Annotated in this window: 27 protein-coding genes and 1 riboswitch; of the genes, 21 read left to right on the top strand and 6 right to left on the bottom strand. The window is 49.3% G+C overall.

Annotated elements, in window-relative coordinates; genetic code table 11:
* The first annotated feature begins 485 nt into the window (after nt 1–485).
* From ACPV3A_RS26490 to ACPV3A_RS26475, 4 genes are all read left to right on the top strand, one after another.
* Nucleotides 486–4,454: a glycosyl hydrolase family 18 protein gene (locus ACPV3A_RS26490; RefSeq protein WP_426202299.1), complete on the top strand. Its 3,969-nt coding sequence runs from the start codon at nt 486–488 to the stop codon at nt 4,452–4,454.
* 197 nt (nt 4,455–4,651) lie between these two features.
* Nucleotides 4,652–5,062 (top strand): VOC family protein, encoded by a 411-nt coding sequence (locus tag ACPV3A_RS26485; protein ID WP_071220907.1) that lies wholly within the window; start codon nt 4,652–4,654, stop codon nt 5,060–5,062.
* Between the two features lie 189 nt (nt 5,063–5,251).
* Nucleotides 5,252–5,680, top strand: a complete 429-nt coding sequence (locus ACPV3A_RS26480; protein WP_194544956.1) for a MarR family winged helix-turn-helix transcriptional regulator — start codon at nt 5,252–5,254, stop codon at nt 5,678–5,680.
* Between the two features lie 164 nt (nt 5,681–5,844).
* Nucleotides 5,845–6,483, top strand: a complete 639-nt coding sequence (locus tag ACPV3A_RS26475; protein WP_426202271.1) for an FMN-dependent NADH-azoreductase — start codon at nt 5,845–5,847, stop codon at nt 6,481–6,483.
* Nucleotides 6,484–6,531: 48 nt separating this feature from the next.
* Here the strand turns inward: ACPV3A_RS26475 and ACPV3A_RS26470 are convergent, their stop codons facing one another.
* Nucleotides 6,532–6,936 (bottom strand): VOC family protein, encoded by a 405-nt coding sequence (locus ACPV3A_RS26470; RefSeq protein WP_426202268.1) that lies wholly within the window; start codon nt 6,934–6,936, stop codon nt 6,532–6,534.
* A 123-nt stretch (nt 6,937–7,059) separates the two neighbouring features.
* On the bottom strand, nt 7,060–8,508 hold the full coding sequence (gene cls, locus ACPV3A_RS26465; RefSeq protein WP_194544670.1) for a cardiolipin synthase: 1,449 nt from the start codon (nt 8,506–8,508) through the stop codon (nt 7,060–7,062).
* 224 nt (nt 8,509–8,732) lie between these two features.
* Between cls and ACPV3A_RS26460 the strand changes: the two genes are divergently transcribed.
* The 4 genes from ACPV3A_RS26460 (at nt 8,733) to ACPV3A_RS26445 (ending at nt 12,536) form a co-directional block, all read left to right on the top strand.
* Nucleotides 8,733–9,812 (top strand): AI-2E family transporter, encoded by a 1,080-nt coding sequence (locus tag ACPV3A_RS26460; RefSeq protein WP_426202265.1) that lies wholly within the window; start codon nt 8,733–8,735, stop codon nt 9,810–9,812.
* 231 nt (nt 9,813–10,043) lie between these two features.
* On the top strand, nt 10,044–10,997 hold the full coding sequence (locus ACPV3A_RS26455; protein WP_426202263.1) for a ring-cleaving dioxygenase: 954 nt from the start codon (nt 10,044–10,046) through the stop codon (nt 10,995–10,997).
* Complete coding sequence (locus ACPV3A_RS26450; RefSeq protein WP_426202261.1) at nt 10,994–11,605, top strand: flavin reductase family protein; 612 nt, start codon at nt 10,994–10,996, stop codon at nt 11,603–11,605. The genes ACPV3A_RS26455 and ACPV3A_RS26450 overlap by 4 nt, the downstream gene beginning before the upstream one ends.
* 187 nt (nt 11,606–11,792) lie before the next feature.
* Nucleotides 11,793–12,536: an SDR family NAD(P)-dependent oxidoreductase gene (locus ACPV3A_RS26445; RefSeq protein WP_127593874.1), complete on the top strand. Its 744-nt coding sequence runs from the start codon at nt 11,793–11,795 to the stop codon at nt 12,534–12,536.
* Nucleotides 12,537–12,593: 57 nt separating this feature from the next.
* On the opposite strand, the gene ACPV3A_RS26440 is transcribed toward ACPV3A_RS26445, so the two are convergent.
* Nucleotides 12,594–13,484 (bottom strand): exosporium glycoprotein BclB-related protein, encoded by an 891-nt coding sequence (locus ACPV3A_RS26440; RefSeq protein WP_308116253.1) that lies wholly within the window; start codon nt 13,482–13,484, stop codon nt 12,594–12,596.
* Nucleotides 13,485–13,983: 499 nt separating this feature from the next.
* A riboswitch (cyclic di-AMP (ydaO/yuaA leader) is annotated at nt 13,984–14,129 on the top strand.
* A 377-nt stretch (nt 14,130–14,506) separates the two neighbouring features.
* On the opposite strand from ACPV3A_RS26440, the gene ehuB reads away from it, so the two are divergent.
* From ehuB to ACPV3A_RS26395, 9 genes are read left to right on the top strand one after another with little or no spacing between them, the layout of a single operon-like run.
* A complete protein-coding gene (gene ehuB / locus ACPV3A_RS26435; RefSeq protein WP_194544665.1) occupies nt 14,507–15,340 on the top strand; it encodes an ectoine/hydroxyectoine ABC transporter substrate-binding protein EhuB in 834 nt (277 codons plus the stop codon).
* A gap of 1 nt (nt 15,341) precedes the next feature.
* Nucleotides 15,342–15,995 carry an ectoine/hydroxyectoine ABC transporter permease subunit EhuC gene (gene ehuC / locus ACPV3A_RS26430; protein ID WP_113059538.1) on the top strand — a complete coding sequence of 218 codons (654 nt, stop codon included), beginning with the start codon at nt 15,342–15,344 and terminating at the stop codon, nt 15,993–15,995.
* A 2-nt stretch (nt 15,996–15,997) separates the two neighbouring features.
* Complete coding sequence (gene ehuD / locus ACPV3A_RS26425) at nt 15,998–16,660, top strand: ectoine/hydroxyectoine ABC transporter permease subunit EhuD (RefSeq protein ID WP_426202258.1); 663 nt, start codon at nt 15,998–16,000, stop codon at nt 16,658–16,660.
* Between the two features lie 14 nt (nt 16,661–16,674).
* Nucleotides 16,675–17,532 (top strand): ectoine/hydroxyectoine ABC transporter ATP-binding protein EhuA, encoded by an 858-nt coding sequence (gene ehuA, locus ACPV3A_RS26420; protein WP_269468916.1) that lies wholly within the window; start codon nt 16,675–16,677, stop codon nt 17,530–17,532.
* A 25-nt stretch (nt 17,533–17,557) separates the two neighbouring features.
* Nucleotides 17,558–18,070, top strand: a complete 513-nt coding sequence (ectA, locus tag ACPV3A_RS26415) for a diaminobutyrate acetyltransferase (RefSeq protein ID WP_071219716.1) — start codon at nt 17,558–17,560, stop codon at nt 18,068–18,070.
* Nucleotides 18,071–18,086: 16 nt separating this feature from the next.
* Nucleotides 18,087–19,379: a diaminobutyrate--2-oxoglutarate transaminase gene (gene ectB, locus ACPV3A_RS26410; protein WP_194544661.1), complete on the top strand. Its 1,293-nt coding sequence runs from the start codon at nt 18,087–18,089 to the stop codon at nt 19,377–19,379.
* On the top strand, nt 19,376–19,768 hold the full coding sequence (locus tag ACPV3A_RS26405; protein ID WP_220683841.1) for an ectoine synthase: 393 nt from the start codon (nt 19,376–19,378) through the stop codon (nt 19,766–19,768). Before ectB ends, ACPV3A_RS26405 begins: the two co-directional genes overlap by 4 nt.
* Before the next feature lie 14 nt (nt 19,769–19,782).
* On the top strand, nt 19,783–20,691 hold the full coding sequence (gene thpD / locus ACPV3A_RS26400) for an ectoine hydroxylase (RefSeq protein WP_194544659.1): 909 nt from the start codon (nt 19,783–19,785) through the stop codon (nt 20,689–20,691).
* Complete coding sequence (locus ACPV3A_RS26395) at nt 20,688–21,218, top strand: DUF2179 domain-containing protein (protein ID WP_015737571.1); 531 nt, start codon at nt 20,688–20,690, stop codon at nt 21,216–21,218. Before thpD ends, ACPV3A_RS26395 begins: the two co-directional genes overlap by 4 nt.
* 126 nt (nt 21,219–21,344) lie before the next feature.
* Here ACPV3A_RS26395 and ACPV3A_RS26390 read toward each other — a convergent pair whose 3' ends face one another.
* Both ACPV3A_RS26390 and ACPV3A_RS26385 read right to left on the bottom strand, forming a co-directional pair.
* Nucleotides 21,345–21,869 (bottom strand): DinB family protein, encoded by a 525-nt coding sequence (locus ACPV3A_RS26390; protein WP_426202254.1) that lies wholly within the window; start codon nt 21,867–21,869, stop codon nt 21,345–21,347.
* Nucleotides 21,870–21,945: 76 nt separating this feature from the next.
* Nucleotides 21,946–22,905, bottom strand: coding sequence for a helix-turn-helix transcriptional regulator (locus ACPV3A_RS26385; RefSeq protein ID WP_426202251.1), 960 nt, complete (start codon nt 22,903–22,905; stop codon nt 21,946–21,948).
* A 168-nt stretch (nt 22,906–23,073) separates the two neighbouring features.
* Here ACPV3A_RS26385 and ACPV3A_RS26380 point away from each other — a divergent pair, with 168 nt between their 5' ends.
* Together ACPV3A_RS26380 and rnhA are read left to right on the top strand one after the other, a co-directional pair.
* The gene (locus ACPV3A_RS26380) at nt 23,074–23,298 is read left to right on the top strand and encodes a hypothetical protein (protein WP_054404324.1); all 225 of its coding nucleotides are present in this window, start codon (nt 23,074–23,076) and stop codon (nt 23,296–23,298) included.
* 28 nt (nt 23,299–23,326) lie between these two features.
* Nucleotides 23,327–23,989 carry a ribonuclease H gene (gene rnhA / locus ACPV3A_RS26375; RefSeq protein WP_339220016.1) on the top strand — a complete coding sequence of 221 codons (663 nt, stop codon included), beginning with the start codon at nt 23,327–23,329 and terminating at the stop codon, nt 23,987–23,989.
* 437 nt (nt 23,990–24,426) lie between these two features.
* Here the strand turns inward: rnhA and ACPV3A_RS26370 are convergent, their stop codons facing one another.
* A complete protein-coding gene (locus ACPV3A_RS26370; RefSeq protein ID WP_194544655.1) occupies nt 24,427–25,305 on the bottom strand; it encodes an AraC family transcriptional regulator in 879 nt (292 codons plus the stop codon).
* Nucleotides 25,306–25,464: 159 nt separating this feature from the next.
* On the opposite strand from ACPV3A_RS26370, the gene ACPV3A_RS26365 reads away from it, so the two are divergent.
* Together ACPV3A_RS26365 and ACPV3A_RS26360 are read left to right on the top strand one after the other, a co-directional pair.
* Entirely contained in the window at nt 25,465–26,199 is a 735-nt protein-coding gene (locus tag ACPV3A_RS26365; protein ID WP_071219709.1) for a ThuA domain-containing protein, read from the top strand.
* Between the two features lie 169 nt (nt 26,200–26,368).
* The coding region (locus ACPV3A_RS26360) for a hypothetical protein (protein ID WP_426202297.1) at nt 26,369–26,458 on the top strand (90 nt) is incomplete at its 3' end.

Here is a 26,458-nt window from a genome sequence, read left to right as displayed (position 1 = left end):
AAATAAAAGAAAAAGAGTCCTTGGAGGGCTCTTTTTCCATTTGTAAAGATTGCAGGCCCTGACAGATCCAATCCAGGTTGAATTTATTAACAGAATATAAAATTAAAAGAATTTATCCCATGGTTATGGAAATGTATCCCTTCTCAATCGATAGTGTAGGTTCCATGATACAAATATATGAATATTTATTGAACTCGAATGAATTTATGAAAGGAGGCTGTAGTAGAGCGCTCGGACCGTGATTCCATCATGAGTAGAAAGGGGGGGACTGAACTCTACATAGTTGAGCTGGAAAAATTAGTAGCCGCTTTCAATAGGAGTTTGATTTGAGCGATCTGCGAAATTAGGCAAGTCATCAAAGAACCACTCGATGACACCGAGGGACAGACATCCATCGAAATGCTGTATCATTTGCAATCGAAATTTAATCAACAGAGGTGAAAACGGTGACACCCTTTCTAACGAAAAAGCACCCGAAATGGGTGATGTGTTTCTTGGCCCTTATTCTCATTTTTACGCCACTGCTTAATGCGCCTGCATCCTATGCGGCAGAGGGTACTCCTTCCTCAGAGATTCCTACCATTAGCTCCGAAATCGACCCGGCAACGGTAACAAGCTCGACCTATGGAGCTCAAGATCCGCTTGCGCCTCAGAATCTGCGCGTAGTTCAAGACACAATCACAGCCACTGGAGCAATGATTCAATGGGATTATGACAAGAATAATCCTCAACACACGTTTGAAATTGATGTGTGGAATGCCGTTGACGATGCATGGTATACATGGGGTAATGGCGGAAGCCGAACTCTTGATAACTTAAAACCCAATACAACTTATAAATTTTACATTACCTGGTATGAGAGGCCTTCTCAAGGACCAGACCAAAGGCATAAGAGTAATGTAGTCGAATTCACTACGCTGGATGGTGATGTTAAACCTCCGAAGACGTCTGCTCCTCAGAATCTCCGATTAGTTGAGGTTACGCATAACCAGGCAACCTTTGAGTGGGATTTCCTTAAGGGGGACAAGAATGATATCGATGTCTGGAATGCAGACACGGGTGCTTATATCACATGGGGAAATTTAACCACCCATGCCGTTACAGGGCTAAGTCCTGAAACAACCTATCGCATATATATTACTTGGTATGATCATAGGCCGTCCAAAGACATGATAAGTAATATTCTTGAATTCACGACCACTGCGGATCAAACCGTATATGAACAAGCGCCGATAGCGCCGCCAAGTTATTTGAAAGTTACGGATATTTCAGAGGAAGCTGTAACTCTCCATTGGGGAGAAAGCTCGGGTGCCACTGGATATGAATTGTATATAGACGATAACAAAGTCGAGACATTGGACACGGTGACGTCGGTCACATACTCCCTCGATCCAACAGCAAATCGCAATTATACTTTTGAGGTTACTGCCGTCAAGCCTTCGGAAACCTCTGCGAAGAGTAATGCCGTCAAACTGAAATGGGGAGAGCTTGCTAAACCTGAGGGGCTGCAGGTTGTTTCATCCACGAGATCTACGGCAGCATTGGGGTGGGCGCCAGTTCCAGGGGCTACAGGCTATCATATTTATCAAGATGGCACGAAGATACAAACGAGCAATGAGAGTCGGTATTTGGCTGCTGGACTGCAAGAAGGCAAGTCTTATTCATACCAGATTGAAGCCTTCAACAGGCTGTGGACATCACCTATAAGTGAAGAAGTTACGGTTGTACCCGGAAGCAATTATAACAATATCACTTACTACACATCATGGTCAGCACTACCATCCGAAAGAAATTTCTATCCTACTGATATCGATGTTTCTCAGATAACCCATATTAATTACGCGTTTGCTGATCTGTGTTGGAAAAAGTTTGGAAGTACTGTAAGAGCATGCGAAGACCCGAATGTTCCTTTACAAAATAGATATGTTTATGATGGTGAGATGATTATTGGAGACCCAGAGAATGATTTCAAGAACTTCCAAGCCTTTGATGGCATCAAGGCATCTAACCCCCACTTGAAGCTCATGATTTCGGTAGGCGGCTGGTCTTGGTCCAACAACTTCTCTAATATGGCGAAGACAGAAGAAACTCGCCGAGCCTTTGCGAACTCTGCAGTTGGTTTCCTTCGTGAATACCAATTCGATGGTTTGGACATTGACTGGGAATACCCGGTTGAAGGCGGGGAAGATGATAACTCCAGAGGGCCGGAAGATACGGAAAACTTCACATTGTTAATGAAAACCGTTCGCGAGGCATTGGATGCAGCTGGTTCCGAGGACGGGAAGTATTATCTCCTGACGATTGCTTCAGGGCAGGGAGACAATTTTGTTAAAAATGCAGATCTTGCAAATTCCGTGCAATATCTTGATTTCATCAATATCATGACTTACGATTTCAGCGGAAGCTGGGAGACGCTGGGTCATCATAATGCACCGCTGTTCTATGACAGAGAGCATCCAAAAGCAGCATCATCCGCTCCAAGAAATCATGTGCTTGGCGGTTTGTTAGGACATCTGAACGGTGGGGTGCCGAAGCACAAGTTGATCGCCGGTGTTCCCTACTACGGTAAAGGATGGGATGAGTGTCCGCCAACGGGTCAATATCAAATTTGTAAGGGTGGCTCCTCATTAAAAACTTGGGAAGCGGGAGTTTTCGATTTCAGCGATCTCGAGAATAACTACATCGACAAGAACGGCTATAAAAGATATTGGAACGAATCCGCCAAGGTACCTTACCTGTACAACGATCAAAATAAAGTGTTCATCACCTACAACGATAAGAACACCATGAAGTACACCGCTTCTATCGTGAAGTCGCTGGATATTGCCGGCGTCATGAGCTGGGATATCAATGGCGACCGCAATAAGACGCTGACGACTCAACTCATTACCGACTTGCCGATCGACGGCAAAGTCAATGCTTCAGCACTTCCGGCTCCGGCGAATCTCTCAAAGGTAAGTGTCGGCGCAAGCTCCATTCAGGTGAAATGGGATGCTGTGGCAGGTGCAACGGGATACGAAGTATATGTGAATAATGCTTTGTCAGGCTCGGATACAGAAAATAGTTACACCATGAATGGCCTTAGCTCTCTGACAAACTACAAGATTCATGTGCTTGCGGTAGATCGAACGGGGAATGAGATTAACCGCGTCTCCAGCGCTTCGAATCTGCTTAGCGTAACAACTTCAAGCAGCGGTTCCGGTGGATCTGACGGTTCCGGCGGATCAGGAGGCGCTGGAGGATCTGGTTCACCAACGCCTTCGACGCCACAACCTCCTAAAGCCAAAGATCAGCTAGAGGCAAAAGTCACGCTTCATGGCGATAAGGCTATGGTGACCCTACCTACAGCTGCAGCTGTTAACAGCATTAACCTTTCGGATTCCTCCAACTTCCAGATCCATGCGGGTGCAGGTGCGAAGCAGGCTGAGGTTGAGATTCCGCAAGAAGTCATCGCTGCCGTTGCGAAAAAAGGAGCCAAGGCCAGTCTCTCCATTATCGTGAACGGGACAGAATACCGGATTCCGGCTTCGCTGATTACGGTTCCAGGTCCTGTGAAAGTCTCGATTATTTCTCCTGAGGCTGCCGATGCAGCGGGCGTTGAGAAACTGATGAAGGGAAGAGAAGTACTAGCCGACCCGCTGTTGTTCAAGCTTGAGCAAATCAACGCGGATAAGACAACGACCGAACTGAAGCATTTCGGCAAAACCCATGTCAGCCAATTTGTTACTGTAGATGCGAAAAAGATAAATATAAAACGTGCCACCGGAGTGGTTTATATACCAGGTACCCATGAGCTTCGATCCGTTCCGACTTTATTTAAAGTTAACGCCGATCGTACGGTAACGGTTGAAATCAAGAAAACCGGCAGCGGTGTTTATGCCCTGCTTCAGCAAGATATCCGGTTTAGTGACGCGATCCCTTCATGGGCACGAGAAGACGTTGCGCAGGCTGCTGCCAAGCTGATCGTATCTGGTGAAAGTAACGGATCTTTTGGCGGTAATCAACCCATTACCCGTGCCGAAATTATATCCATTGTGGTGAAAGCGCTGGGTATTCTGCCTGACGACAGTTACTCCAACTTCAAGGATGTAGATCCGAAATCCGGATATGCCAGAGAGATTGCAGCTGCGAAAGCGGCAGGGTTAGTGAAAGGACGCTCAGGCGATATCTTTGATCCAAACAGCTTGATTACGCGTGAGGAATTGGCCGTTATGCTAAGTAATGTGCTGAATTATGCCGGCAAGAAGAACGAAGCGAACCAAGGATTGTTAAACAAATTTAAAGACCACTCCAAGGTTTCATCCTATGCGAAGTCGTCCGTCGTCTTCGTTGTGGAGCAGAAGATTATGCAAGGCGTATCCGGCTCCAAGCTGGATCCGCAATCCCATGTAACCAAAGCTCAGACGGTGGTAACCGTCATGAGATTGCTGCGGGCAGTGGGTTTATCTAACTAACATGGATTCGTAATACAAATGGGATGTCTCGCAGGCGAGTTTTAACGCTGCCTGGAGGCATCCTTTTTTTCGAAAGGAGTATTAAGCTATAGCCTGGCTGAATCGCTGCTGTGTTTATTGAATATAGCAATTGAAGAGAAATGCCGCTCTGCTGCTCATGCTATGATGAATCTATCAAATCGACGAGGTGATTCGAAATGGCATTGAAAAGCGATAATATTTTTGTAAACCTACCCGTGAAGGACTTGGAGAAAACGAAGGACTTTTTCTCGAAAATCGGTTTTGAATTTAACGCGCAATTTACGGACAAAAACGCGGCTTGCCTGGTCATCGGCGATAACATCTTTGCCATGCTGCTCACCGAGGATTATTTCAAGACGTTCACCAAGAAAGATCTGTCGAATGCCGCGAACACAACGGAAGTAATTCTGGCACTATCCGCCGAAAGCCGGGAGCAGGTGGACGAAATCGTTAATGCCGCACTTTCCGCAGGAGGGTCGCCTTCCAATGATCCGGTGGATCATGGCTTTATGTACGGATGGAGCTTCCAGGATCCGGACGGCCACCTGTGGGAAGTCATGTATATGGATCAGAGCCAGGTCGAATAGAAGCATTGCAGCAAGCAGGTGTATCTTCAACATGAAGCAGCATACATCCCGTAAAATGAAGCGGCAGAGGTCTCCGAGGTTATGGGGGAAATCTGCCTCTTTACTTTTATTTGGAAATCCGTTATATTTGTATGTGCAAACAATAAAAGGCGATTCAACAGGATGAACTCAGCGAAAGAGGTAACCGTTATGCTAAATACGTATATTAAGGAATGCCTTTACTTCACAGCCAATCGTCTTAGCCGGGTCATTACCAAGATGGCCGAAGACGAGTTTGCAGCAAGCGGATTGTCACCCACATATGCTTATTTGCTTATGGCTGTATATGAGAAGGAAGGGATCTCGCAGAAGGAATTAGGCGAAATTCTTCACCTTCAGCCTTCTACCGTAACCCGTCTGGTTGAGAAACTGGCCGTTAAAGGGCTGGTTTATAATCGGGTAGAAGGAAGGATGTCATTGATCTATACAACCGATAAAGGAAAGGCTTTGGAGAAAGTGATTCACGAGTGCTGGATGAATTTGCGCAGTCGTTATGGCGCTATTTTAGGTCATGCCGAAGGTGATGAATTATCATTGCATCTATACGAGGTGAGTGATCAATTGGAGAATAAGGACTGAGGTCTTTATCTTCGCGGAATTATAATTGTATGTACAAACAAATTGATATAGGAAGATCACTTGAGATGATGCGTGTTAAGCGTTCATTCTAATCGGGAGGTGAGTCAGACTGCAAGCTAGCTGGTGATTTTGGTTGACCACAAAATAAAAGGAGTGTTGTCTATATGGAACGCCTACTCGTTATTAATGCACATCCGAGAATAAGAAGCGAGAAGTCCTTGAGCTTGCAGGTGCTTGAGTTTTTCGTAAGCAAGTATGCAGCGCAGAATCCGGCCAGCCTTATCGAACAGATCGACCTATATCGGGAATTCATTCCCGCCATTGACACGAATCTGCTGAACGGGTGGGAAAAGCTTGAGAGCGGGGAGCCGTTATCCGAGGATGAAGGGAAAATGATGGGGCGGATGGCTGAGATCCTGCAGCAGTTCAAGGGGGCATCCAAGTATGTAATCGCCATGACGCTTCACAATTTTAACATCCCTTCCAAGCTGAAAGATTATATGGACAATATCATCATCCCGAAGGAAACGTTCAGATATACGGAAAGCGGGTCCGAAGGACTCCTTACCGACGGAAGAAGCGTTGTGGTCATACAGGGCAGCGACGGCATATATACAGAGAATGATGGGTACCGTGAGATTGAATATTCGCACAAGTATTTGAAATCCATGTTCGAATTCCTCGGTATTACGGATTATGAGATCATTCGTGCACAAGGCCGCACCACGCTGGATGTTAAAAATATTCTGTACACAAGCCGATTGGCCGCTGCGGAAGTCGTGGATCGTTGGAGTTCCGAATAAATAACGCAAAAAAGGCCCTCCAAGTGAAACTTGAAGGGCCTTCTAACATTAATTGCCTTGGACTTCGGTCGTTACCTGCCACAATACGCCGAACTTGTCTTCCAGCAACCCGAACAGCGCTCCCCAGAATTGAGTCTTCAGCGGATCAAGCACCTTACCGCCTTGGGCCAAGCGGTCAAAAGCTTCATGCGCTTCAGCATCGCTCTCAAACAACAGGCTCAGGTGAATCCCGTTCCCGCGCTCCAGGGTTTGGAATATGGAGTCCGACATAAAGATTGGAATGCCTCCGGCTACCAGACTAAGATGCATGACCTTGTCTTTAAGCTCTTCCTTGGTTCCGGGAATCTCGCCATGCGTTTGTACGGACAGGATCTCCCCGCCTAGTGCTTGGGTATAAAACTCAGCCTGCGCTTTTGCATCCTCAGAGAAAATATACGGTGTCAGTTTAGCCACGTTCAACATCCTTCCCAGTTTTAAAATGATGGATTTGTTTTCCTTGGCTTTAGTATAAACGGTCCGAGTCTCCCGTATTTCTTCTGGATTGCTAAATGTTGAGGCAGCGCTAAAGGTTTGTTTTTACAGAATAGGGGACAGCAAGCGCGAGATGGATTCCTTGAACTTGATCCACTTTGATCGCTCCAGATACTGCTTCATTGTAAGCTGGCTGGATACCTGCAGATCCTGGTGGAAGATGTGAGTCAGCTGTTGTGATAAATGCTCATCGTACAGGAACGCATTCACTTCAAAATTCAGCTTGAAGCTTCGAACATCGATATTCGCCGTGCCGACGGAAGAAATCTTCTCGTCAATGATAATCGTCTTGGCATGAATGAAGCCATTATTGTAGAGATACACGTTAGCCCCGGTTCTCAGCATTTCCCCGATATAGGATAAGGTCGCCCAGTAGACAAAGGGATGATCCGGTTTATCGGGAATCATCAGGTGAACCTTGACGCCGGACAGCGCAGCAATGCGGAGCGCATCCAGAAGGCTGGCATCAGGGATAAAATACGGCGTCTGAATATGAATGGATTTCTTGGCGGACGAAATCATCTTGATATAACCATTCTTGATGTGCTCATACCTGGAATCCGGACCGCTGGTTACAATCTGAATCCCGACATTGCCAGGCGAATCGATCTTGGGGAACAGATTCGATTCATAATAAATATCGTGATGGTGCGAAGCCTGATTCCAATCGAGAATGAAGCGAACCTGCATCGCATAGACCGCTTCACCTTGAATGCGCAGATGGGTGTCCCGCCAATACCCGAACCTGGAGTTGAGACCCAGGTACTCATCCCCTACGTTAAAACCGCCGACATACCCGATATCGCCATCAATGATAGCCAGCTTCCGGTGATTCCGGTAATTCAAACGCAAATTAATGAAGCGCAGCTTGGACGGGAAGAAGGCCTCGGCTTCTCCGCCGGCTTCGCGAAATGCTTTGAAGAAGCCCTTGGTTAATTGACGCGAGCCCAGCTCGTCGTACAGAACCCGGACTTTCACGCCTTCTTTTGCTTTTTTGGTCAACAGGGATATCAGCTTCTTGCCCAGCTCGTCGCGACGGATGATGTAGTATTGAATATGTATGTAGACTTTGGCTTCCTCAATATCCTGAAACAACCGTTCAAATTTCTTGCGTCCATCCGTGAAAATTTCAACGTGGTTGTCGTCCGTAAGGATCGCTTGATTCTCGTTGATATGCATATGGATCAAATCGCTGCTATCCGCAGCCGCTTGATTGCTGAACGGGTATTCTCCCTTATTCATCCCTTCCATTTGAGACAGCAATACCTTCTCGATTCCGGTTTTCTGCAGATCATCCCAATGAAAGAGACGGATTCTTCTTAGATTTTGGGCGAACAACAGGTACAGCGCAAAGCCCAGAATCGGGATAAAGGACAGCACCAGCAGCCATGCCCAGGTGGAGCCGGCATCCCGCCGTTCCCTGAACACGACGAACATGGAGAACACGATATTCAGTACGATGATCAGACCAAGAATGATGGATGTAACATGCATGTTTTATAATATCCTCCTACACTATAGCCTTACCCTTGCAATCCTACATATTATACGTGAGGCGTTAGGAGAAGTATATATCTCCAGGATGAAGTGAACGGAATGGTTATAAAAGCGATAGCACCTTAGATCCGACACTCTGAACAGTGCAGATGGGAGCGATTTGTATATGGATACATGGTCATGATACGATGGTGAAAAAAATAGGAGAAGGGGCATGCTTTTTGCTGAAAATGAACAAGTTTTTCAAATTATGTCTTGCCGTGATCCTGGTTCTCTTTATTATTTATTTGGGGTCGCTGGTGGATTTTATATTCAGACCGGTACTTTCGTTCTTCTCGATCATCCTTGTGCCGCTGATGCTGTCCGGATTCTTCTATTACCTGCTCAGGCCGCTGGTTGATTATCTCGAAAAGCGCAAGCTAAATCGCTCGCTGGCCATTCTGCTCTTATATGTCGTGTTTGCAGGTATCCTTACAGGTTTTATTATTGGAGTATGGCCATCCCTGCGGGATCAGATCGTGGCCCTTGTACAGAATGCCCCCGCTTTGTTTGCAAAGCTTGGCGAGCAGCTGCAGGAATGGGAGAATAACGGCTTCTTCAAGGATATATTCCCGGAGAACTCCAATCCGCTTACACAGCTAACCGATTATTTGAACCAAGGCTTCACGTTCCTCACGAATTATATTATGAACCTGTTTTCGTTTGTTTCGAATTTTGCCATCGTTTTATTTACGTTCCCGATCATGCTGTACTACATGCTGAAGGAAGGCGGGAAGTTCGGGGAGATGATTGTCAGCTTTCTACCTAACCGGTTCAAGGAAGTGGGCGCATCGGTTCTGGATGAAATCAATAACGCGCTCAAAGGGTTTATCGTGGGCCGGGTCCTCATCAATCTGGCGCTGGGCGTCTTGATGTATATCGGGTTCCTGATTATTGGTTTGCCTTATGCGCTGCTGCTGACGGTTGTCGCTGTCATTGCGAATTTCATACCGTTTATTGGAGCTATTCTTTCCTCGATCCCGATTGTGATCATCGGGTTCATCCAATCCCCGGGGACGGCGATCTGGTCGCTTGTTGTCATTCTGGCAGCCCAGCAGATTCAGGATAACCTGATTGGTCCGTATATCTTCGGCAAACAACTGGCAATTCACCCCATTACAATCATTATCCTGGTTCTGGTGGGACAGGATCTGGGCGGAATTATAGGGATTCTGCTGGTGGTACCGATTTACATGATCATTAAGATTATCGTAACCAGAGTGTATCAGCTGTTCTTTAAGGAAAAATGGCAAAAAGCATAAACGCGGGATAGACATGTGGCCGAAGCTGCATACTGGAGCCGCCTAAGAGCGTGGAATCGTTCTTGGCGGCTTTTTGTCTGTCCTGGCTGTGAAGGGCCGCTTGACAATGGTATGAAAAAAATATAATCTTTAATTAAAGATATTAAAATTAAAGATTGTGTATATCATACGAACCGAAAATCATGTAGGGAAACCTCGGTATGGACACGAAACGATGAGGAGTTGATGGATATGGCATTACAAACGGCAGGCATTCATCATATTACCGCTTATGCGCAGGATCCGCAGAAAAATGTTGATTTTTATACGGGTGTGCTTGGACTCAGAATGGTCAAGAAGACGGTCAATTTCGATGCGCCTGAGGTTTACCATTTGTATTTCGGGGATGAGGAGGGGCATCCGGGGACCATTATCACCTTCTTTCCGTCTTCTGCTTCACGAAGAGGGATACGTGGAGGAGGGCAGGTTGGGTATACAACATTTGTTGTCCCTGAAGGTGCCCTGCCTTATTGGGAACAGCGGCTGCGGAGCTTTGGCGTTTCTGTCATGAAAGCATTTCGGTTTAACGAGCATTATCTTCAGTTCTCCGATCGCGATGGACTTTCTCTTGAGCTGGTTGAGCGGGAGGAAGGACCGAATAACGGCTGGTCTGTGGACGGTATTACTCCGGATACGGCGATCAAAGGGTTTGGCGGCGCGGTCCTGTTCAGCAGCAAATGGGAGGAAACGAAGAAGGCACTGGAGCAGGTCATGGGACTGACCTTCATGGGAGTGGACGTTAATTATGCACGGTTTCAGTCAGCCGGGACCTTCGGCAGCGTGATTGATTTGCCGATGCGGGATATCCCTTTGGGAGCCGGAGGCGCTGGAACGACCCATCATATTGCATGGCGTGCTCAAGATGATGAGGAGCACGGCAATTGGCTTGAATGGGTGAAACAACATGGCTTTTTGCCAACAGAAATTAAGAATCGCAACTATTTCAGATCGTTATATTTCAGGGAACGAGGGGGGATCTTGTTTGAGATCGCAACCGATCCGCCCGGCTTTACGGTGGATGAAGATCTGGACTCGCTGGGGGAGCAATTGAAACTTCCTGCCTGGTTTGAACCGGAGCGATCCCGTATTGAGGAAGGTCTGGAGCCTATAGAAGTCAAAAATACAGGAGAGGGGCAACTCAAGTGATATCCATAGACCCGAATACTCAAAGCGAACGGGACATCTACAAGCTGCTGATCGGGAGCGTTGTTCCGCGGCCGATCGCTTTTGTTACGACATTATCGGAGGAAGGTGTGCTGAATGCCGCGCCGTTCAGTTATTTCTCCATTCTGACGAGCAATCCGCCCATGCTGTCCGTTTCCGTTCAGCGGAAGAACGGCACGGCGAAGGATACAGCGAGAAATGCCATGCAAAGCGGCGAGCTTGTCATCCACATCGTGGACGAAGACAACGTTGAGGCCGTGAATGAAACGGCGGCGAACCTGCCTCCGGACGAGAGTGAGCTTGACCGAACCAATTTAACCCCTGTCGTAAGCGAGGTTGTTAAGGTTCCCGGCGTTCTGGAATCCAAGATTCGCATGGAATGCGTGCTGGAGCAGGTGGTCACGTTGAATGGCGCGGATCAGCTGCCTGCTGCTGATCTGCTGATTGCCCGCGTAGTCCGCTTTCATGTTTCGGAGGAGCTATACGAGCAAGGCCGGATTGACGCTGCCAAGTTGAAGCCTGTCAGCCGTATGGCGGGAAACATCTATTCTGCACTGGGAGAGATGTTTACGATCGAGCGGCCGGTATAACAACGGACGGGCGGATAAAAAGGTTAGGACGCAGCGAATATCAAGTTATGACTTCATATGCCGTCATTCGACACTACGTAGGTTTAAGAAAGAAAAGGGGCTTGTGGAATATCATGCCTGAAGTATGCAAACTCTACATGAATGTGGAGCTGATATGATGAATTCACAAAATAGGAGTGGTCGACAAATGAAGTTTGAATCCAAGGTTGTCATTGTGACGGGAGGCGCCAGCGGGATCGGCGAAGCAGCGGTAAGGCTTTTTGTGGAAGAGGGAGCCAAGGTTGTTATCGCGGATTATTCGGACCGGGGACAAGCAGTTTCCGATGAATTAAGAGGGGCAGGCTTTGAAACGCTGTTCGTTAAAACGGATGTAACCCAAGAACAGGAAGTTGCAAATATGGTGAAGCAGACGGTTGAGCATTTTGGCCGTGTCGATGTATTGTTCGCCAATGCAGGCATTGCTCATGATGCTCCTGCCGATCAGTTGTCGATGGACAACTGGCAAAGAACGATTGATATTAATCTGACAGGAGTGTTCCTGTGCGATAAATATGTAATCCAGCAAATGTTATCCCAAGGAACCGGAGGGGCGATCGTAAACTGCGGCTCAATCCATAGCCATGTCGGAAAAGCGGGCGTTACCGCCTATGCTTCCGCTAAGGGAGGCGTTAAGCTGTTAACCCAGTCGATGAGCGCAGATTATGCTCCTAAAGGGATCCGGGTTAATGCCGTATGTCCGGGATATATCGATACTCCTCTTATTCAGGGAAGAACGGAAGCGATCACCCAGCACCTGGTCGGCCTTCATCCGATGGGCCGCTTGGGACAGCCGGAAGAAGTAGCCAAAGCCGTGTTGTTCCTCGCCAGTGAAGATGCGTCCTTCATTACAGGCACGAGCTTGCTGGTGGATGGCGGATATACAGCCGTGTAAATAAAGCAAAGCCCCGATATAAAATCGGGGCTTTTTTTTGCAGGTGGAAAACGAAACTTATATAATGCTGACACCAGCGCTGCCGTAACCTGCCACTGCAGTGACAAGTGTTGCGCCAGCTGCGGTTGCCGAGAATACCATTAACAGGCGTGTATTGGCCGGCACCGGAATAGCCAGGCCTTCTACGAAGCCGTTGCTTACCGTACCGAGAGCGAGAACGCCCGTAAGAGGCGGAGCCAGCGTAACAAGAGCGCCTGGTACCGGTGCGAAAATGTTGCTTGTAGCCGGCGCACTGTACAGTTGTGCTGTAATTGTAACGGTAGTTCCCAGCAGGGAAAGCGCCACAGTAGTGCTAAAGGTAGCGGAGATGCCAGTGATGGTACCGGCTCGTGGCGTGTTAAACGCCATGTTAAGCAGAGTTCCAGCGGCTCCAGTGAGGTCAATCGTACCGCCAGCCAGCGTAAACGTATTGGCCGAGTTACCAAATCCTACGAGACCAACGGATCCGACTAATCCGCCTAAAACGGTGGTCAGAGCAAGCGGTATGCCGGATGCGAATGGGATGATGGCTCCTCCGGCGGCTGCTCCTGTAGCCCCTGTTGCCCCAGTAGCTCCAGTAGCTCCAGTAGGTCCCGCAGGTCCGACAGGTCCGACAGGCCCGACAGGTCCAGCAGGTCCGGCAGGTCCAGCAGGTCCTGCAATACCAGTTGTCGGTCCGGCAGGTCCCACAGGCCCGATAGGTCCGACCGGTCCAACCGGTCCGATAGGACCCTGAGGACCTACAGGTCCACGGATAGCTCTTGGGCATCGACGCTTTTTAATGCCACCGCCGTGGCCTTTATGATCACCATGACCATGAGACGGGCAATGCTTTTTCTTCGCATGAATGACTTTTTTCTCTATTTTTTTAAGAGCACACAATTTTCTCTTTCTAGAAGAACGTTCCAAATGAAGCACCTCCTTTAGATTTTTTCTATACTACGCAAATACTCTCGGTACGGCATGGGTTAATAGCGCATAAATGATAGATAAACACCTATAATTTCCAGAATGTACGCTAGCCCCGGAGGCATTCATCTATTGACGAATAGCAAAACTATAGGATGAATTTCGGATTTCCCTACGATATTCATAGGCTCGGTACGCAGCGGTTCAAAAAAAAAATTTGCGCCGTATTTACGCCGTAAATGTGTGGGGAAAGCTTTCACAATCCGAATGTAATTCATGGCATAAACGATCCACCACATGAATGAGTAAGGGAGGCATGGCAAATGCCTGCTATATAGCGAAAAATGAGACTGGAATAAAATTACTGCATCGTTGGGGGAGAGGCTTGAATGAGGCATTTTTCATGCTTGTCATAGGCCCTGGAAGAGCGGAACTTCCGCCTCTGAATTTCCAGAAAAAGCGGTTAAAGGGGTTTGACTTTTCCTGAAGTTCCCTTTATCATGGACACACGCTTAGTTTCCGGCATACATTTTCCGGAAAGCGGGGGAACCAGTTTCATCAGGGGCGAGTCACTTGGAATCACGAGTGTAGGGTACCATCTTACCCGAGTCCGTCAGCTAACCTCGTCAGCAGTGGATGGGTCTTGCATACATAATGGATGTTCATAACAAAGGCCCTTAATTCTCTTTAGGGGCCTTTTCTCTATTTTTTGACCCCCTGCTGGCGGAGCTATGTCTAGATCCCCTGTTTGGTGGTCTTTTTGTATTCTGCTAAAGAGGAGGGGCAAGGCCTGCAAATGTTTAACCAAAACCAATTAAATCGGTCAGATGGCATTGGGTTTAAGCGTGGAAGGAGATGGATGAATCATCTTCCCTGAAGGTCCGACCCATGCAAGGTATCTGAATACGCTTAAATCCTAGTTAACATATGGGTTAACATGGATAATTTCAACATGCCATTTTTAAGAATACCAAAGTCATAATGAAAGGTTGTGGGAAGTTTTGAAGAGAGTGGTTGTACTGATGTTGTCATTGATTATGGGGGTGTCGCTTGCGGCTTGCGGCGACAAAGGGAGTACATTGGAGCAAGCCATTGAGCAGGGGTATATCACCGTGGGATTTGCGAATGAGAAGCCTTATGCCTATAAAGAGGCCAACGGGGAGCTGACAGGAGAAGCGGTTGAGATTGCGAGGGTTATTTTGGAGCGGCTTGGCATCAAGGAAATGAGGGGAGAGCTTACGGAATTCGGATCGCTGGTTGCCGGACTGCAGGCCGAGCGGTTTGATCTAATTACCGCAGGCATGTTCATTAATCCGGATCGCTGCTCTGCCGTATTGTTTGCTAATCCGGAGTACAGCATCGGGGAAGCCATTGCGGTGAAGCAAGGGAATCCGCTGGGACTTGGAAGTTATGAGGATATTGCCAATCATGACCAAGCTAAGGTCGCCGTTATGACCGGTGCGGTCGAAATCGGCTATATGGAAAAGTCCGGCATTCCTACGGACCGGATTGTGCAGGTCCCCGATCAAGCCTCGGCCATTAGCGCCCTTCAGGCAGACCGGGTGCATGCAATTACCATGACGGGGCCGTCCCTGCAGGCGATGCTGGATTCGGCCAGCGACGACAGCATCGAACGCGTGGCTGATTTCGAGCAGCCGGTCATCGACGGCGAAAGCGTTCGCGGTTATGGAGCTACGGCTTTCCGCCAAGCGGATACCGAGTTCCAGGAGGCTTATAATGCGGAGCTTCAAAAAATGAAGGAGTCGGGCGAGCTGCTGGAAATTTTGCAGAAGTTCGGGTTCACAGAAGAAGAGCTCCCGGGCGAGATGACGGCCGCTGCCCTTTGCGGGGAATAGCATGCCGAATTCGTGGATTGATTTTCTCCCTACGCTGTTGAAAGGGGCGGAGATCACGATTGTAGTTGCTTTCTTTTCAGCCATTCTTGCGGTCGTGATGTCCTTTGCAGCCGGGTTATGCCGACTGTCGAAGCTGTGGATCATTCGCACGTTGACAGCCGTGTACGTGGAAGTCTTTCGGGGGACCTCCTTGCTGGTGCAGCTGTTCTGGTTGTATTTCGCCCTTCCGTTCATCGGCGTCGAGCTTCCGAAAATGCTGGCTGCGATCCTCGCGATCGGACTGAACTTCGGCGCATACGGCTCGGAAATCGTTCGCAGCGCCGTGTTGGCCGTTCCGAAAGGACAATGGGAAGCCGCTGTAGCGCTTAATCTGAAGCCTTGGCAAAGACTGTGGAATGTCATATTGCCTCAAGCGTCCCTGCGAATGCTTCCCCCTTTCGGGAATCAGCTTGTGGAGCTCATCAAATCCACCTCACTGGTTTATTTCATCACGATGGCGGATTTAACGTATCAGGCGATGGTGCTCCGCAATAATTACATCTCCTGGACGACCGAGATTCTGGTGCTGCTGCTCCTCATGTATTTTGTCATTGCTACGCTCGTTTCGCTGGCAGTTCGACTGCTGGAGCGTAAATGGACAGCGGGGAGGTTATAGTCATGTGGGATTGGAACTATGTATGGGATATCCTGCCCCAGCTCTTGAGTGCATTAAAAATGACGGTATGGGTGACGATCTGCGCTTTCGCGGTGGCATTGATCATCGGATTGCTGCTTGCTTTTGCAGTGCGGAGCCGATTTAAGATGCTGTCACTAATAACCAAAGGAATGATCGAATTCATTCGCAATACACCGCTGCTGGTGCAGGTCTTCTTCCTGTATTACAGCCTGCCGCTTCTTACCGGAATCTCCATTCCGGCCTTCTATGCCGGGGTGATCGGTCTCGGGCTGCATTACAGCACATATCTGTCCGAGGTGTACCGATCCGGAATCGAGGGAGTGCCGAAGGGACAATGGGAGGCTGCCACAGCACTGAATTACACGAAAGCCCAAACCTGGCGAAGTATTATCCTGCCGCAAGCGGTGCCGCCGATCATTCCGGTACTGGGTAATTATTTGATTGTTATGTTTAAAGAGACGCCGATTCTATGCGCCATAACGCTTGTGGAGATGATGCTGACGGCTAAAAATATCGTGTCGCAGTCGTTCCGTGCATTTGAACCGTATACGATGGTCGGGATTCTGTTCCTGGTCATCAGTTATATCGCCTCATTGCTTGTGCAAAGGCTGGAAAAACGCATGAATCTGCAGCGTGGAAAATAAAAGGAGGGAATCAATTGAATGCCGTTGTGATCGATGAGCAGGCGGAAGCGTCGAAGGTGCCGCAGCAGGAGGGAAATCCCGTTACCGCTACGGGTACAAAGCCGATTGTGAAATATACCGGCGTGACCAAGTCGTTTGGTGATCTACAGGTGCTTAAAGGCATCGATCTGGAGATGCAGCCTGGAGAAAAGGTGGCTGTGATCGGTCCAAGCGGATCGGGCAAAACAACGATGGGCCGGATGCTGATGACGCTGGAAGAACCCACCGAGGGAACCATCGAGGTTGATGGTGAGCTGCTCTGGCATATGGAAGAGAAGGGCAAGCTGGTTCGGGCCAATGAAAAGCATTTGCACCGGATGCGCTGCAATGTCGGCATGGTCTTTCAGCATTTCAATCTGTTCCCGCACATGAACGTGCTTCGGAATGTGACGGAGGCCCCGCGCAAAGTGCTGGGTTTATCCAAGGAGGAGGCGGAGGAGCGGGCCGTCTCCATGCTCAGTAAGGTCGGTTTGGCCGACAAATTGAAGATGTACCCGTCCAATCTGTCCGGGGGCCAGAAGCAGCGGGTTGCCATCGCCAGAGCGCTGGTCATGCGGCCAAAGGTTATGGTGTTTGACGAGGTGACCTCGGCGCTTGATCCCGAGCTGGTCGGCGAAGTGCTGGAGGTCATCCGGGAAATCGCGGAGGAAGGCGAAATGGCCATGATGCTGATTACGCATGAGATGGATTTTGCGAAGGAAATCGCGGACCGCGTCATCTTCGGAGCCGAGGGAAGGATCGTTGAGCAGGGCACGCCGGAGGAGATATTCGATAATCCCCAGAGCGAGCGGCTGCAGAGCTTCCTGCAGCGATTCCGTTCCAACGGAAATTAGTTCTGGAAAGAGGTGATTGTATAGAATGGCTGTGGATACCGATACCGAAATTGTTTACCGAAGACCGAAAGCCCGGGATGGTACCCGGGTGTGGGAGCTTATACGCGACACCGGATCGCTTGATCTGAACTCTCCCTATTGCTACATGCTGCTTGGAGATTACTTCCATGATACCTGCATGATTGCCGAGCATGAAGGAGATATCATCGGTTTTATTTCCGCCTTCCGTTCTCCTCGCAATCCGGAGACGCTGTTCGTATGGCAAGTGGCCGTTGCTAATTCGCATCGGAGGCAAGGCGTTGCAAAGGCAATGCTGACAAATCTGATGAATCAGAAGGCATGCCATGGCGTCCGTTACATTGAAGCTACGGTATCGCCGAGTAACATGGCGTCCCGTCGTTTGTTTCTCGGTTATGCCGAGGAGAAATCCATTCCCAGCACCGTAACCGTAGGTTATGGAGCAGAGATGTTCCCCGATGGAACGTCCCATGAAGATGAGCCGTTATTCGTGATTGGCCCCTTTTTCAATGACATTTAAACAATTGGAGGGAACTATGGACAACCAAGTCATGGAGAAACCGAAGCTTACTGTGTTTAACAAGCTGGAATCGGAAGTAAGAAGCTATTGCCGGAGCTTTCAGACGGTTTTTGACAAGGCCCGAAATGCGAAGCTGTGGGATACGCAGGGGAATGAATACATTGATTTTTTTGCGGGAGCCGGGGCTTTGAATTACGGACATAACAATGAGAAGATTCGCGAGAAGGTAGTCGACTACATCCTGAAGGATGGCGTCACGCATAGCCTGGATATGGCTACGGGTGCGAAGGAAACGTTTCTGACCCGATTTCAGGAGATCATCCTGAAGCCGCGCGGGTGGGATCACAAAGTGATGTTCCCCGGTCCGACCGGAACGAATGCCGTAGAAGCCGCGCTCAAAATCGCCCGTAAAGTGACAGGGCGCAGCACCGTTCTGTGCTTCACGAATGCCTTTCATGGCATGTCGCTCGGATCGCTGGCGGTAACCGGCAACTCCTTCAAGCGCCAGGGTGCCGGCGTGGATCTAAGTCACTCCGTGTTTATGCCGTATGACGGTTACTTTGGTGACGACGTGGATACGATGGCATATATGGAGAAACTTCTGGATGATCCGGGAAGCGGAATTCCGCTGCCGGCCGCAGTGATCGTCGAGGCGGTGCAGGGGGAAGGCGGATTGAACGCCGCCAGCCGGGAATGGCTGCAGAAGCTTGCGCGCATCTGCAAGGATAAGGGAATGCTGCTGATTTTGGATGATATCCAGATGGGCTGCGGCCGAACCGGTCCGTTCTTTAGTTTTGATGATGCCGGTATTGAACCGGATATCATATGCCTCTCGAAATCGATTGGCGGCTTTGGCTTGCCGATGGCGATTACGCTGATCAAACCGGAGATTGATATTTGGGAGCCGGGGGAGCATAACGGTACCTTCCGGGGCAATAATCTCGGATTCGTTGCCGCAGCCGAAGCGCTGAATTATTGGAAAACGAAAGATTTTCAGCTTGATATCGGCATCAGGGAAAATCGGATTCGCCAATCATTGGAAGGCGTTGTGAAGGATTATCCTCAGCTCGGCGGCGAAATCCGCGGCAGAGGCATGATTCAGGGGGTTGCTTTCGATAAGCCGGAGCTCGCAGGCAGGCTGTCCGAGATGGCCTTCGAGCATGGACTGATTATGGAAACGTCCGGTCCGTATAGCGAAGTGGCAAAGCTAATGCCGCCGCTTACGATTGAAATGAACACATTGGCAGAGGGATTGGGGATATTTGAGAACAGTATGAAACAATTAGCAGCAGAGGAGAGGTTGTCATGATTGTTAAACATTTGGAAGAGATCGTGGATACCAAAGACGATATCGATACCCAGACATGGAACTCGAGAAGGCTTCTGCTTACAAAAGACGGCATGGGCTTCTCGCTCAATGATACCCTCATCAAGGCGGGAACGGAGACGCTGATCTGGTACAAAAACCACGTCGAAGCCGTGTACTGCATCGAAGGCGAGGGGGAAATCGAGATTGTCGGGGGTGAAACGCACCCTATTTCCCCAGGCATGATGTATGCGCTGGACGGTCACGAGAAGCATTATTTGAGAGCTCGTTCGCAGATGCGGATGGTTTGCGTATTCAATCCGCCGCTTACCGGCGCGGAAGTTCATGACGAGGAAGGAACCTACCCGCTGCTTGCCCCAAATTTGGACTAAGGAGATGATATGCGATGAGTAATAATCATGTGTCGGCCCTTCAGGAAAAAGAACTAGACGTTTATCCTTCAAGAGTGCATTCGGAACCCCGGATCCTAAAGAGACAGGATCCTGTCGTTCATTCGGAATGGACACCGGATGCTGCGTTAACGCAGGAGCAATCCGACTTCTATGAGCGCAACGGATATTTATTCCTGGAAGACTTCTTTGGTCGAGAGGAGCTGTCGGTATATCAGGCGGAAGCCCGCAGTTTGCAGGTATCGGCAAGAGAGCTGGATAAGGATGAAGTGATCCGGGAGCCGGGTGGGAACGAAGTTCGATCGGTCTTTGCGGTGCACGAGAGCCATGAAGTGTTCAAGAAGCTGTCCCGGCATCCGAGACTCTTGGCGATCATGGAGTATCTCTTGGGAAGCGAGACGTATATCCATCAATCGCGGATTAATTACAAGCCGGGCTTCACGGGCAAAGAGTTCTATTGGCACTCTGATTTCGAAACATGGCATGTTGAGGATGGCATGCCTCGTATGAGAGCTTTGAGCTGCTCCATTGCTCTGGAGGATAACTACTCTTATAACGGACCGCTTATGGTTGTGCCTGGATCGCATAAGGAATTCGTGGCCTGCATCGGCCAAACGCCGGAGAATCACTTCAAGGATTCCCTGCGCAAACAGGAATACGGCGTTCCGGATCATGACAGCCTGACACGCATGGTGCAGAAAAGCGGTATCGACACACCTGTCGGTAAAGCCGGTTCAATCGTGATTTTTGACTGCAATATTATGCATGGTTCGAACAGCAATATTACGCCGATGCCGCGCAGCAATATCTTTATGGTTTACAACAGCGTGGAGAATAAGGTCAAGCAGCCGTATTCGGGCCAGAAGCCAAGACCAGAGTACATCGCCACCCGCGATTCTTTATGATCTCGCTGTCACTTATCGGCTCCATCATCGGCATCAACGTGGTTTATGTCTCGATCTTTTCGCTGCGTCTGATTCTGATGATCAAAGGCAGGAGAGGGATCGCCTCTCTCCTGGCCATGCTGGAGGTATTCGTTTACTTGCTCGGCCTTAATCTCGTCCTGCAAAATCTGGACAATCCCTTTAATATGGCGGCCTATTGCCTGGGCTTCGGCCTTGGCGTATATGCCGGCAGTCGGATCGAAGAGTATCTGGCACTCGGGTACATCGTGGTACAGGTTATCGTGAATTCCGTTGAGACGAACCTGGCGATGAACCTGCGGGAGAAGGGGTATGGCGTGACTGCCTGGGAAGCGGACGGTAAGGATGGCAAACGGCTCGTGCTTCAAGTTCTCGTGAAACGGAAGAATGAGCGGCGGTTGATGGAGTCACTATCCAAAATGTCGCCGCAGGCGTTCATTATCTCCCATGAACCGAAGAGCTTTAAAGGCGGCTTCTGGGTACGCTTGACGGAGGGACGCAAATTGTAGCACGCTTTTAACTAGAAACAGGAAAGCCTGCTTCGGACCCGTTCGGAGCAGGCTTTTTGGCTGCGGCTTTTGCCGGCCTGAACCGGTATGGAATTCGGATCAGGGGATTGCCGATATTGCTGCGAGTTATTTAGGCAAGCACCAACTCCGGTTCACTCTGGTACCAAAAAAAGCGTAGTCGGTCATCGCGGAGGAGCTTCCGAGCTGGCGCATCATGGCAGCAATATTTCCACGATGGTAGGTGCCGTGGTTCACGACATGAAGCATGATCTCGGAGAGGCGGGTGTCCCGGATCCCGGCATAAGGATTATCCAATCGGATCATCCGTTCCAGGTCAGGATTTTGGCCCAGAAAGGCCGTGAATCGCTCGGATAGTTCGATAAACCGGAGGTTTAGGTCCTCCAGTGAGATGGACTCAAGCTCTTCCCGAAGCTGGAAGGCCTCTGTTAAAGCCTGCTGCATATCCATCCCGGACAAAATGTTGATCCATCCAAGATCCGCCGTGTAAATGTGAATCAACGCCTCGGATACGGTTGGGAAAATGCTCGTTATTTTCTGATTGTGCAATTCCCCCGGCAGCTCCAGCAGACGGTTGAATATCGCTTGGTTGGCCCATACATGGTACTCATACATTTTTACAGGATAATTCATCGTGATCGTCCCCTTTGGCTTCTTCGTTTTTGCTTTCTTGGGAACATTGTAAATAAAAAAGTATGACAGCGGACTGTCATACTTTTGTGTATACCTGCAGCATTTTTTCTAATTTGGATTGCATGAGCGTCCTTAAGCCAGCCGGCTCAATGATCTCGATATCCTCACCAAAGCTTAGCAGGGTCGACCAGAGCCACCAGGAATCCGGATCTTGGACCTTGAACGTGAGACGGAGCGAGCCGTCTTCAAAAAATTCCCGCTGTACATCATAGAATTGATCCATCGCTCTGGCCAAGGCCCGGGGGGATACGTGAAGGATGACTTCCATCGCATCGGATGAAGGCTCCCAGGGATGCTGCTCCCCTCGGTCGTGCGGATTTTGCTCTTGAAGATGAGGACCGTGCGTGTGCTCCTCCGAATGCTGGTGCTGAAAGGGCTCGGCGGAGGGGGACAGCTCCGATATCCTCGAAATTCGGAATTCGCGGTAATCGGCCCTTGTTCTGCAGAATCCGTACAAATACCAGGAGCCGAATTTATACATGAGTCGCAGGGGCTCGACTTTACGGTGAATGCGTTCATTCTTGGCGCTTATGTATTGAAAGGAGATCACATGCTTGTCGGTAATGGCGCGGCGAAGAAGTCGGAGGCTTTCGTTGTAAGAGCGCCAGCTCCCGATATCCATGGACAATCCCTGCGATGCCGTATTGGCGGAACGATCAATGGTCTGCAAACGCTGAATGGTATCCATGGCCCGTTCATCCTCAAACACCGTGGACATGCTGTGCAGGATGGTGATCAAGGCGCTGACATCGTAGGAGCCAAGCAAGCTTTTGTCCATCTTGTATTGCTCCATAATGCCATAACCGCCGTTCACTCCCTGATACGATACAACGGGAATGCCGGCTGCGCAGATTGCATCAATGTCGCGGTATATGGTTCGCTGGGACACGTTATATTTCTCTGCAAGGGCAGACGCGGACAGGATCTCGTTGTTCAGCAGCATGTAAATCATGGATATGAGCCGCTCTAGTTTCATATCGCTTCAACCCCTCTTATCTTAATTGGACCTATTCTCCAATGATTCCGTATTATATCATAGGTTTTCTGAAGAAGGAGAGGAAATCCCAGACTGCCTTTTGTTCCATTACCATCCATTTTGCCGTACAATATAAGGGAATTCTATAATACAAGGAGTGTGAGCCTTATGGCCCGTACCAAAACGCAAAAAGCGCTCCGCAAAGCGGAACGTGCCGGAACATGGTCAGCCGTCTCAATGAGAAAGACCAACGAAGATTACAGTGCGCTGTCACAGCATGTGAGAGTAAAGCCGACGAAACAGGAACAATTGAATAAGATCAAACACAGAAAGCGGATCGGAGACGATGGCGCTTTTTTTGTTGGTTTCGGAGGATGTGATATAGTACGCTAGAGAGGTTAGTTCAGGATGGAGGTTTAGGATGGCGAAGCAAAAATATTATGTAGTCTGGGTAGGTAAAGTGCCCGGAATTTATACAAGCTGGGGCGACTGCCAGCAGCAGGTCAATCAGTTTACAGGTGCGAAGTTCAAGGCGTTTGAATCCCGGAGCGAAGCGGAACAGGCCTATGCGGCCGGTTATAAAAATTACTGGGGGCAGCAGTCCGGAGGCAAATCGGGCAGCTCAGGCTCCAAAAACTACAAGCGAAGCAGCGCATCTGCTGCCGAAGAACCGGGTGAGATCGATTATGACAGCATTTCCGTAGATGTGGGGACGCGAGGAAACCCGGGACCCGTCGAGTACAAAGGCGTGGATACGCAGACGGGAGATATTCTGTTCTCGTGCGGACCGATTTCGAAGGGAACGAACAATCTCGGCGAGTTTCTGGCCATCGTCCACGCACTGGCTTATTTGAAGAAAATCGGCAGCACCAAGACGGTGTACAGCGATTCCATGAATGCGCTCAAATGGCTGAAGCAGAAGAAGGTGGTCTCCACGCTTCCGCGCGATGAGTCAACCCAAGAGATCTGGGATCTGGTGGACCGGGCCGAGCACTGGCTTCGAACCAATACATATGAGAACAAGGTGCTGAAATGGCAAACGAAGAGCTGGGGAGAGATTAAGGCCGATTACGGGCGCAAGTAACGAGGGAGAGCAGAAGGCACCTTACTATTAAAAAGCGAAGACAGGGAGGAGGCTTCCCTGTTCTCGCTTTTTTTTATATGCCATGATTCCGGGTTCATGCGGAAAAATCCAAATCAACGCATGTGGATAATTAACACAAAAGACTTACCTCACATCGGAAGAACTGTGCATAACATCTTGAATAAGTTCGTTATACACAGAGTTATGAACATTATCCCCGTTCGTTCCGCACAAACTGAATTTCCGATATTTTATTTCAGGGAAGTTATCCAGCGTTTGTGAACAAATGTGGAGAAGTGCAAGGATAATTCCCTATTAACTTGGAGGGGTGGCGGGTTATCCCCAACGCCGAAGGTCAACCGTTAAACGCTTCCTTGGTTCTATCCACGACGATACGACGACCATAACGCAGGGAGCCAGCAACGGGTAAGCCAAGCTTATTCCTTCTCGCGGACCTGCTTATAGTATTGATTCGGGGACATGCCGACGTATTTTTTGAAGATCTTGCTGAAATAGAATGGATCCTCCAGGCCGGTCAGATACCCGATCTCACCGAAGCTAAGGTGCGTGGCCTCGATTAATTCCTTTGCATGATTGATTCGTACCTGATTCACATATCGCATGATCGTATGACCGGTAAGCTTGGCGAATACCCGATTGATGTAATCATAATTGCATTCGAAGCGCTGTTCGATATCCGAGCTGATGATTTTCTCGGCGTAATGTTCATGAATGTAGTCGAGCAGTGCATGCACCTTCATATAGGACTTGGTATGCGGGCTGTTCTTCTCCAGCTCATCGAACAGGCTCTCACGGGACAGCTCGATCAGCATTTCCATGAATTTGAGCGCGGTCAAACTGCGGTTAAAGTGCTTCCGCCTATATAGCTGCAGCATTTCGCCGAGGGCATGGTACATATGATGAAGGCTTTTTTTCTGGATTAGCGTGCAGGTCTTGGGGAAATATAGCTGCCTGCTGTCGTTCTTGCCTGCCGTCTCGTTCTCGCCCATGATCCACTGCTTGGCCAGCAAGGGTAAGGGACGCTCGGGCGCTTGACGAATATCGGGGTGTTCAAAATGAATATAGTAGTAGTCGCAGGAATGCTTTTGGGTTCCCTCGTGGTCCAAATGCGGTTCAAGGACCAGTAAGTCGCCTTTTTTGAGCACATGGGAAACGCCGTTCTCCCGCATATGAAGCTCGCCGCTCTTCACGAAATACAGAATATACTCGTGTGTGTTCCGCTTAAAATGAATCCAGGGGTTCTTGTAGGAGACAAATCCCATCAGTTTGATTCTCGGCACATAGTCAGCGTTCATCGATAGCACGCATTCCACCCTCTCTCCCAAAAAAACGCGAAGTCGTTTTTGTACAAAAAGAGTAACTTTCACACATTCCCGTTCATTGTAACACAGCCTATACTTAGGATGAATGTATAAGAGGTCGCTGGATTTCAATATTAAAGGAGGCCACTACCCTTGGCTAATATCAATGTAACGGTATGGAATGAATACCGGCACGAGAGACATAATGAACAGATCGCTAAGATTTACCCTGAAGGCATCCACCGTACGATTGCCGATTTTCTGGGAAAGGATGCACAGTTCGTCGTACGCACCGCCGTATTGGATGATCCGGAACACGGCTTGACGGATGAGGTGCTCGCTTCAACGGATGTTCTGATCTGGTGGGGGCATGTGGCTCACGGTGAAGTACGGGATGATATCGTGGAAAAAGTGCGTCAGCGCGTATTGGACGGCATGGGAATCATCGTCCTGCATTCCGGTCACGGCTCGAAGATTTTTCAGCGCCTCCTCGGCACGAACACAGGCGCCCTGAAATGGCGCGATGACGGCGAGAAGGAACGGTTGTGGGTCATCGATCCCAGCCATCCGATCGTAAGCGGACTTGGAGAATATATCGAGGTTCCGCAGGAGGAAATGTACGGTGAGCGCTTTGAAATCCCGGCACCGGATGAACTGGTGTTTGTCTCCTGGTTCGAAGGCGGCGAGGTGTTCCGCAGCGGCTGCTGCTACAAGCGCGGACGCGGCAAGCTGTTCTATTTCAGACCGGGTCATGAAGCATTCCCTACTTACCATCAACCTGAAATTCAACAGGTAATTGCCAACGCCGTGGCCTGGGCGGCGCCGATCCAAGGCGCGAAGACCTCCTATGGCCGGGTATCTCCACTCGAATACGTTCAGCCGGTATAGGCTGATCCTTTGCAAGCGTCCATATCAACGGTGTATCCCTGAAACGTCAGGAATACAATCGTTGATCGGGCGCTTGTTTGTTCATAACGACGTCCGCTATCGAAATCATCAGCATAACGATGTATAATGAACCCAATTCGATTACGACATAATAAAAGTGGGTTGGATCATGGATCAGGATAAACAGCGCCTTAGCATTGAGGCGGCAAGATTGTATTATATGTCGGATTACAGCCAATTATATGTCGGATTACAGCCA

This window comes from Paenibacillus sp. Dod16, from assembly GCF_049893405.1.
Lineage (GTDB): Bacteria > Bacillota > Bacilli > Paenibacillales > Paenibacillaceae > Paenibacillus_AQ.
This window is presented reverse-complemented; position numbering and strand designations above follow the sequence as displayed.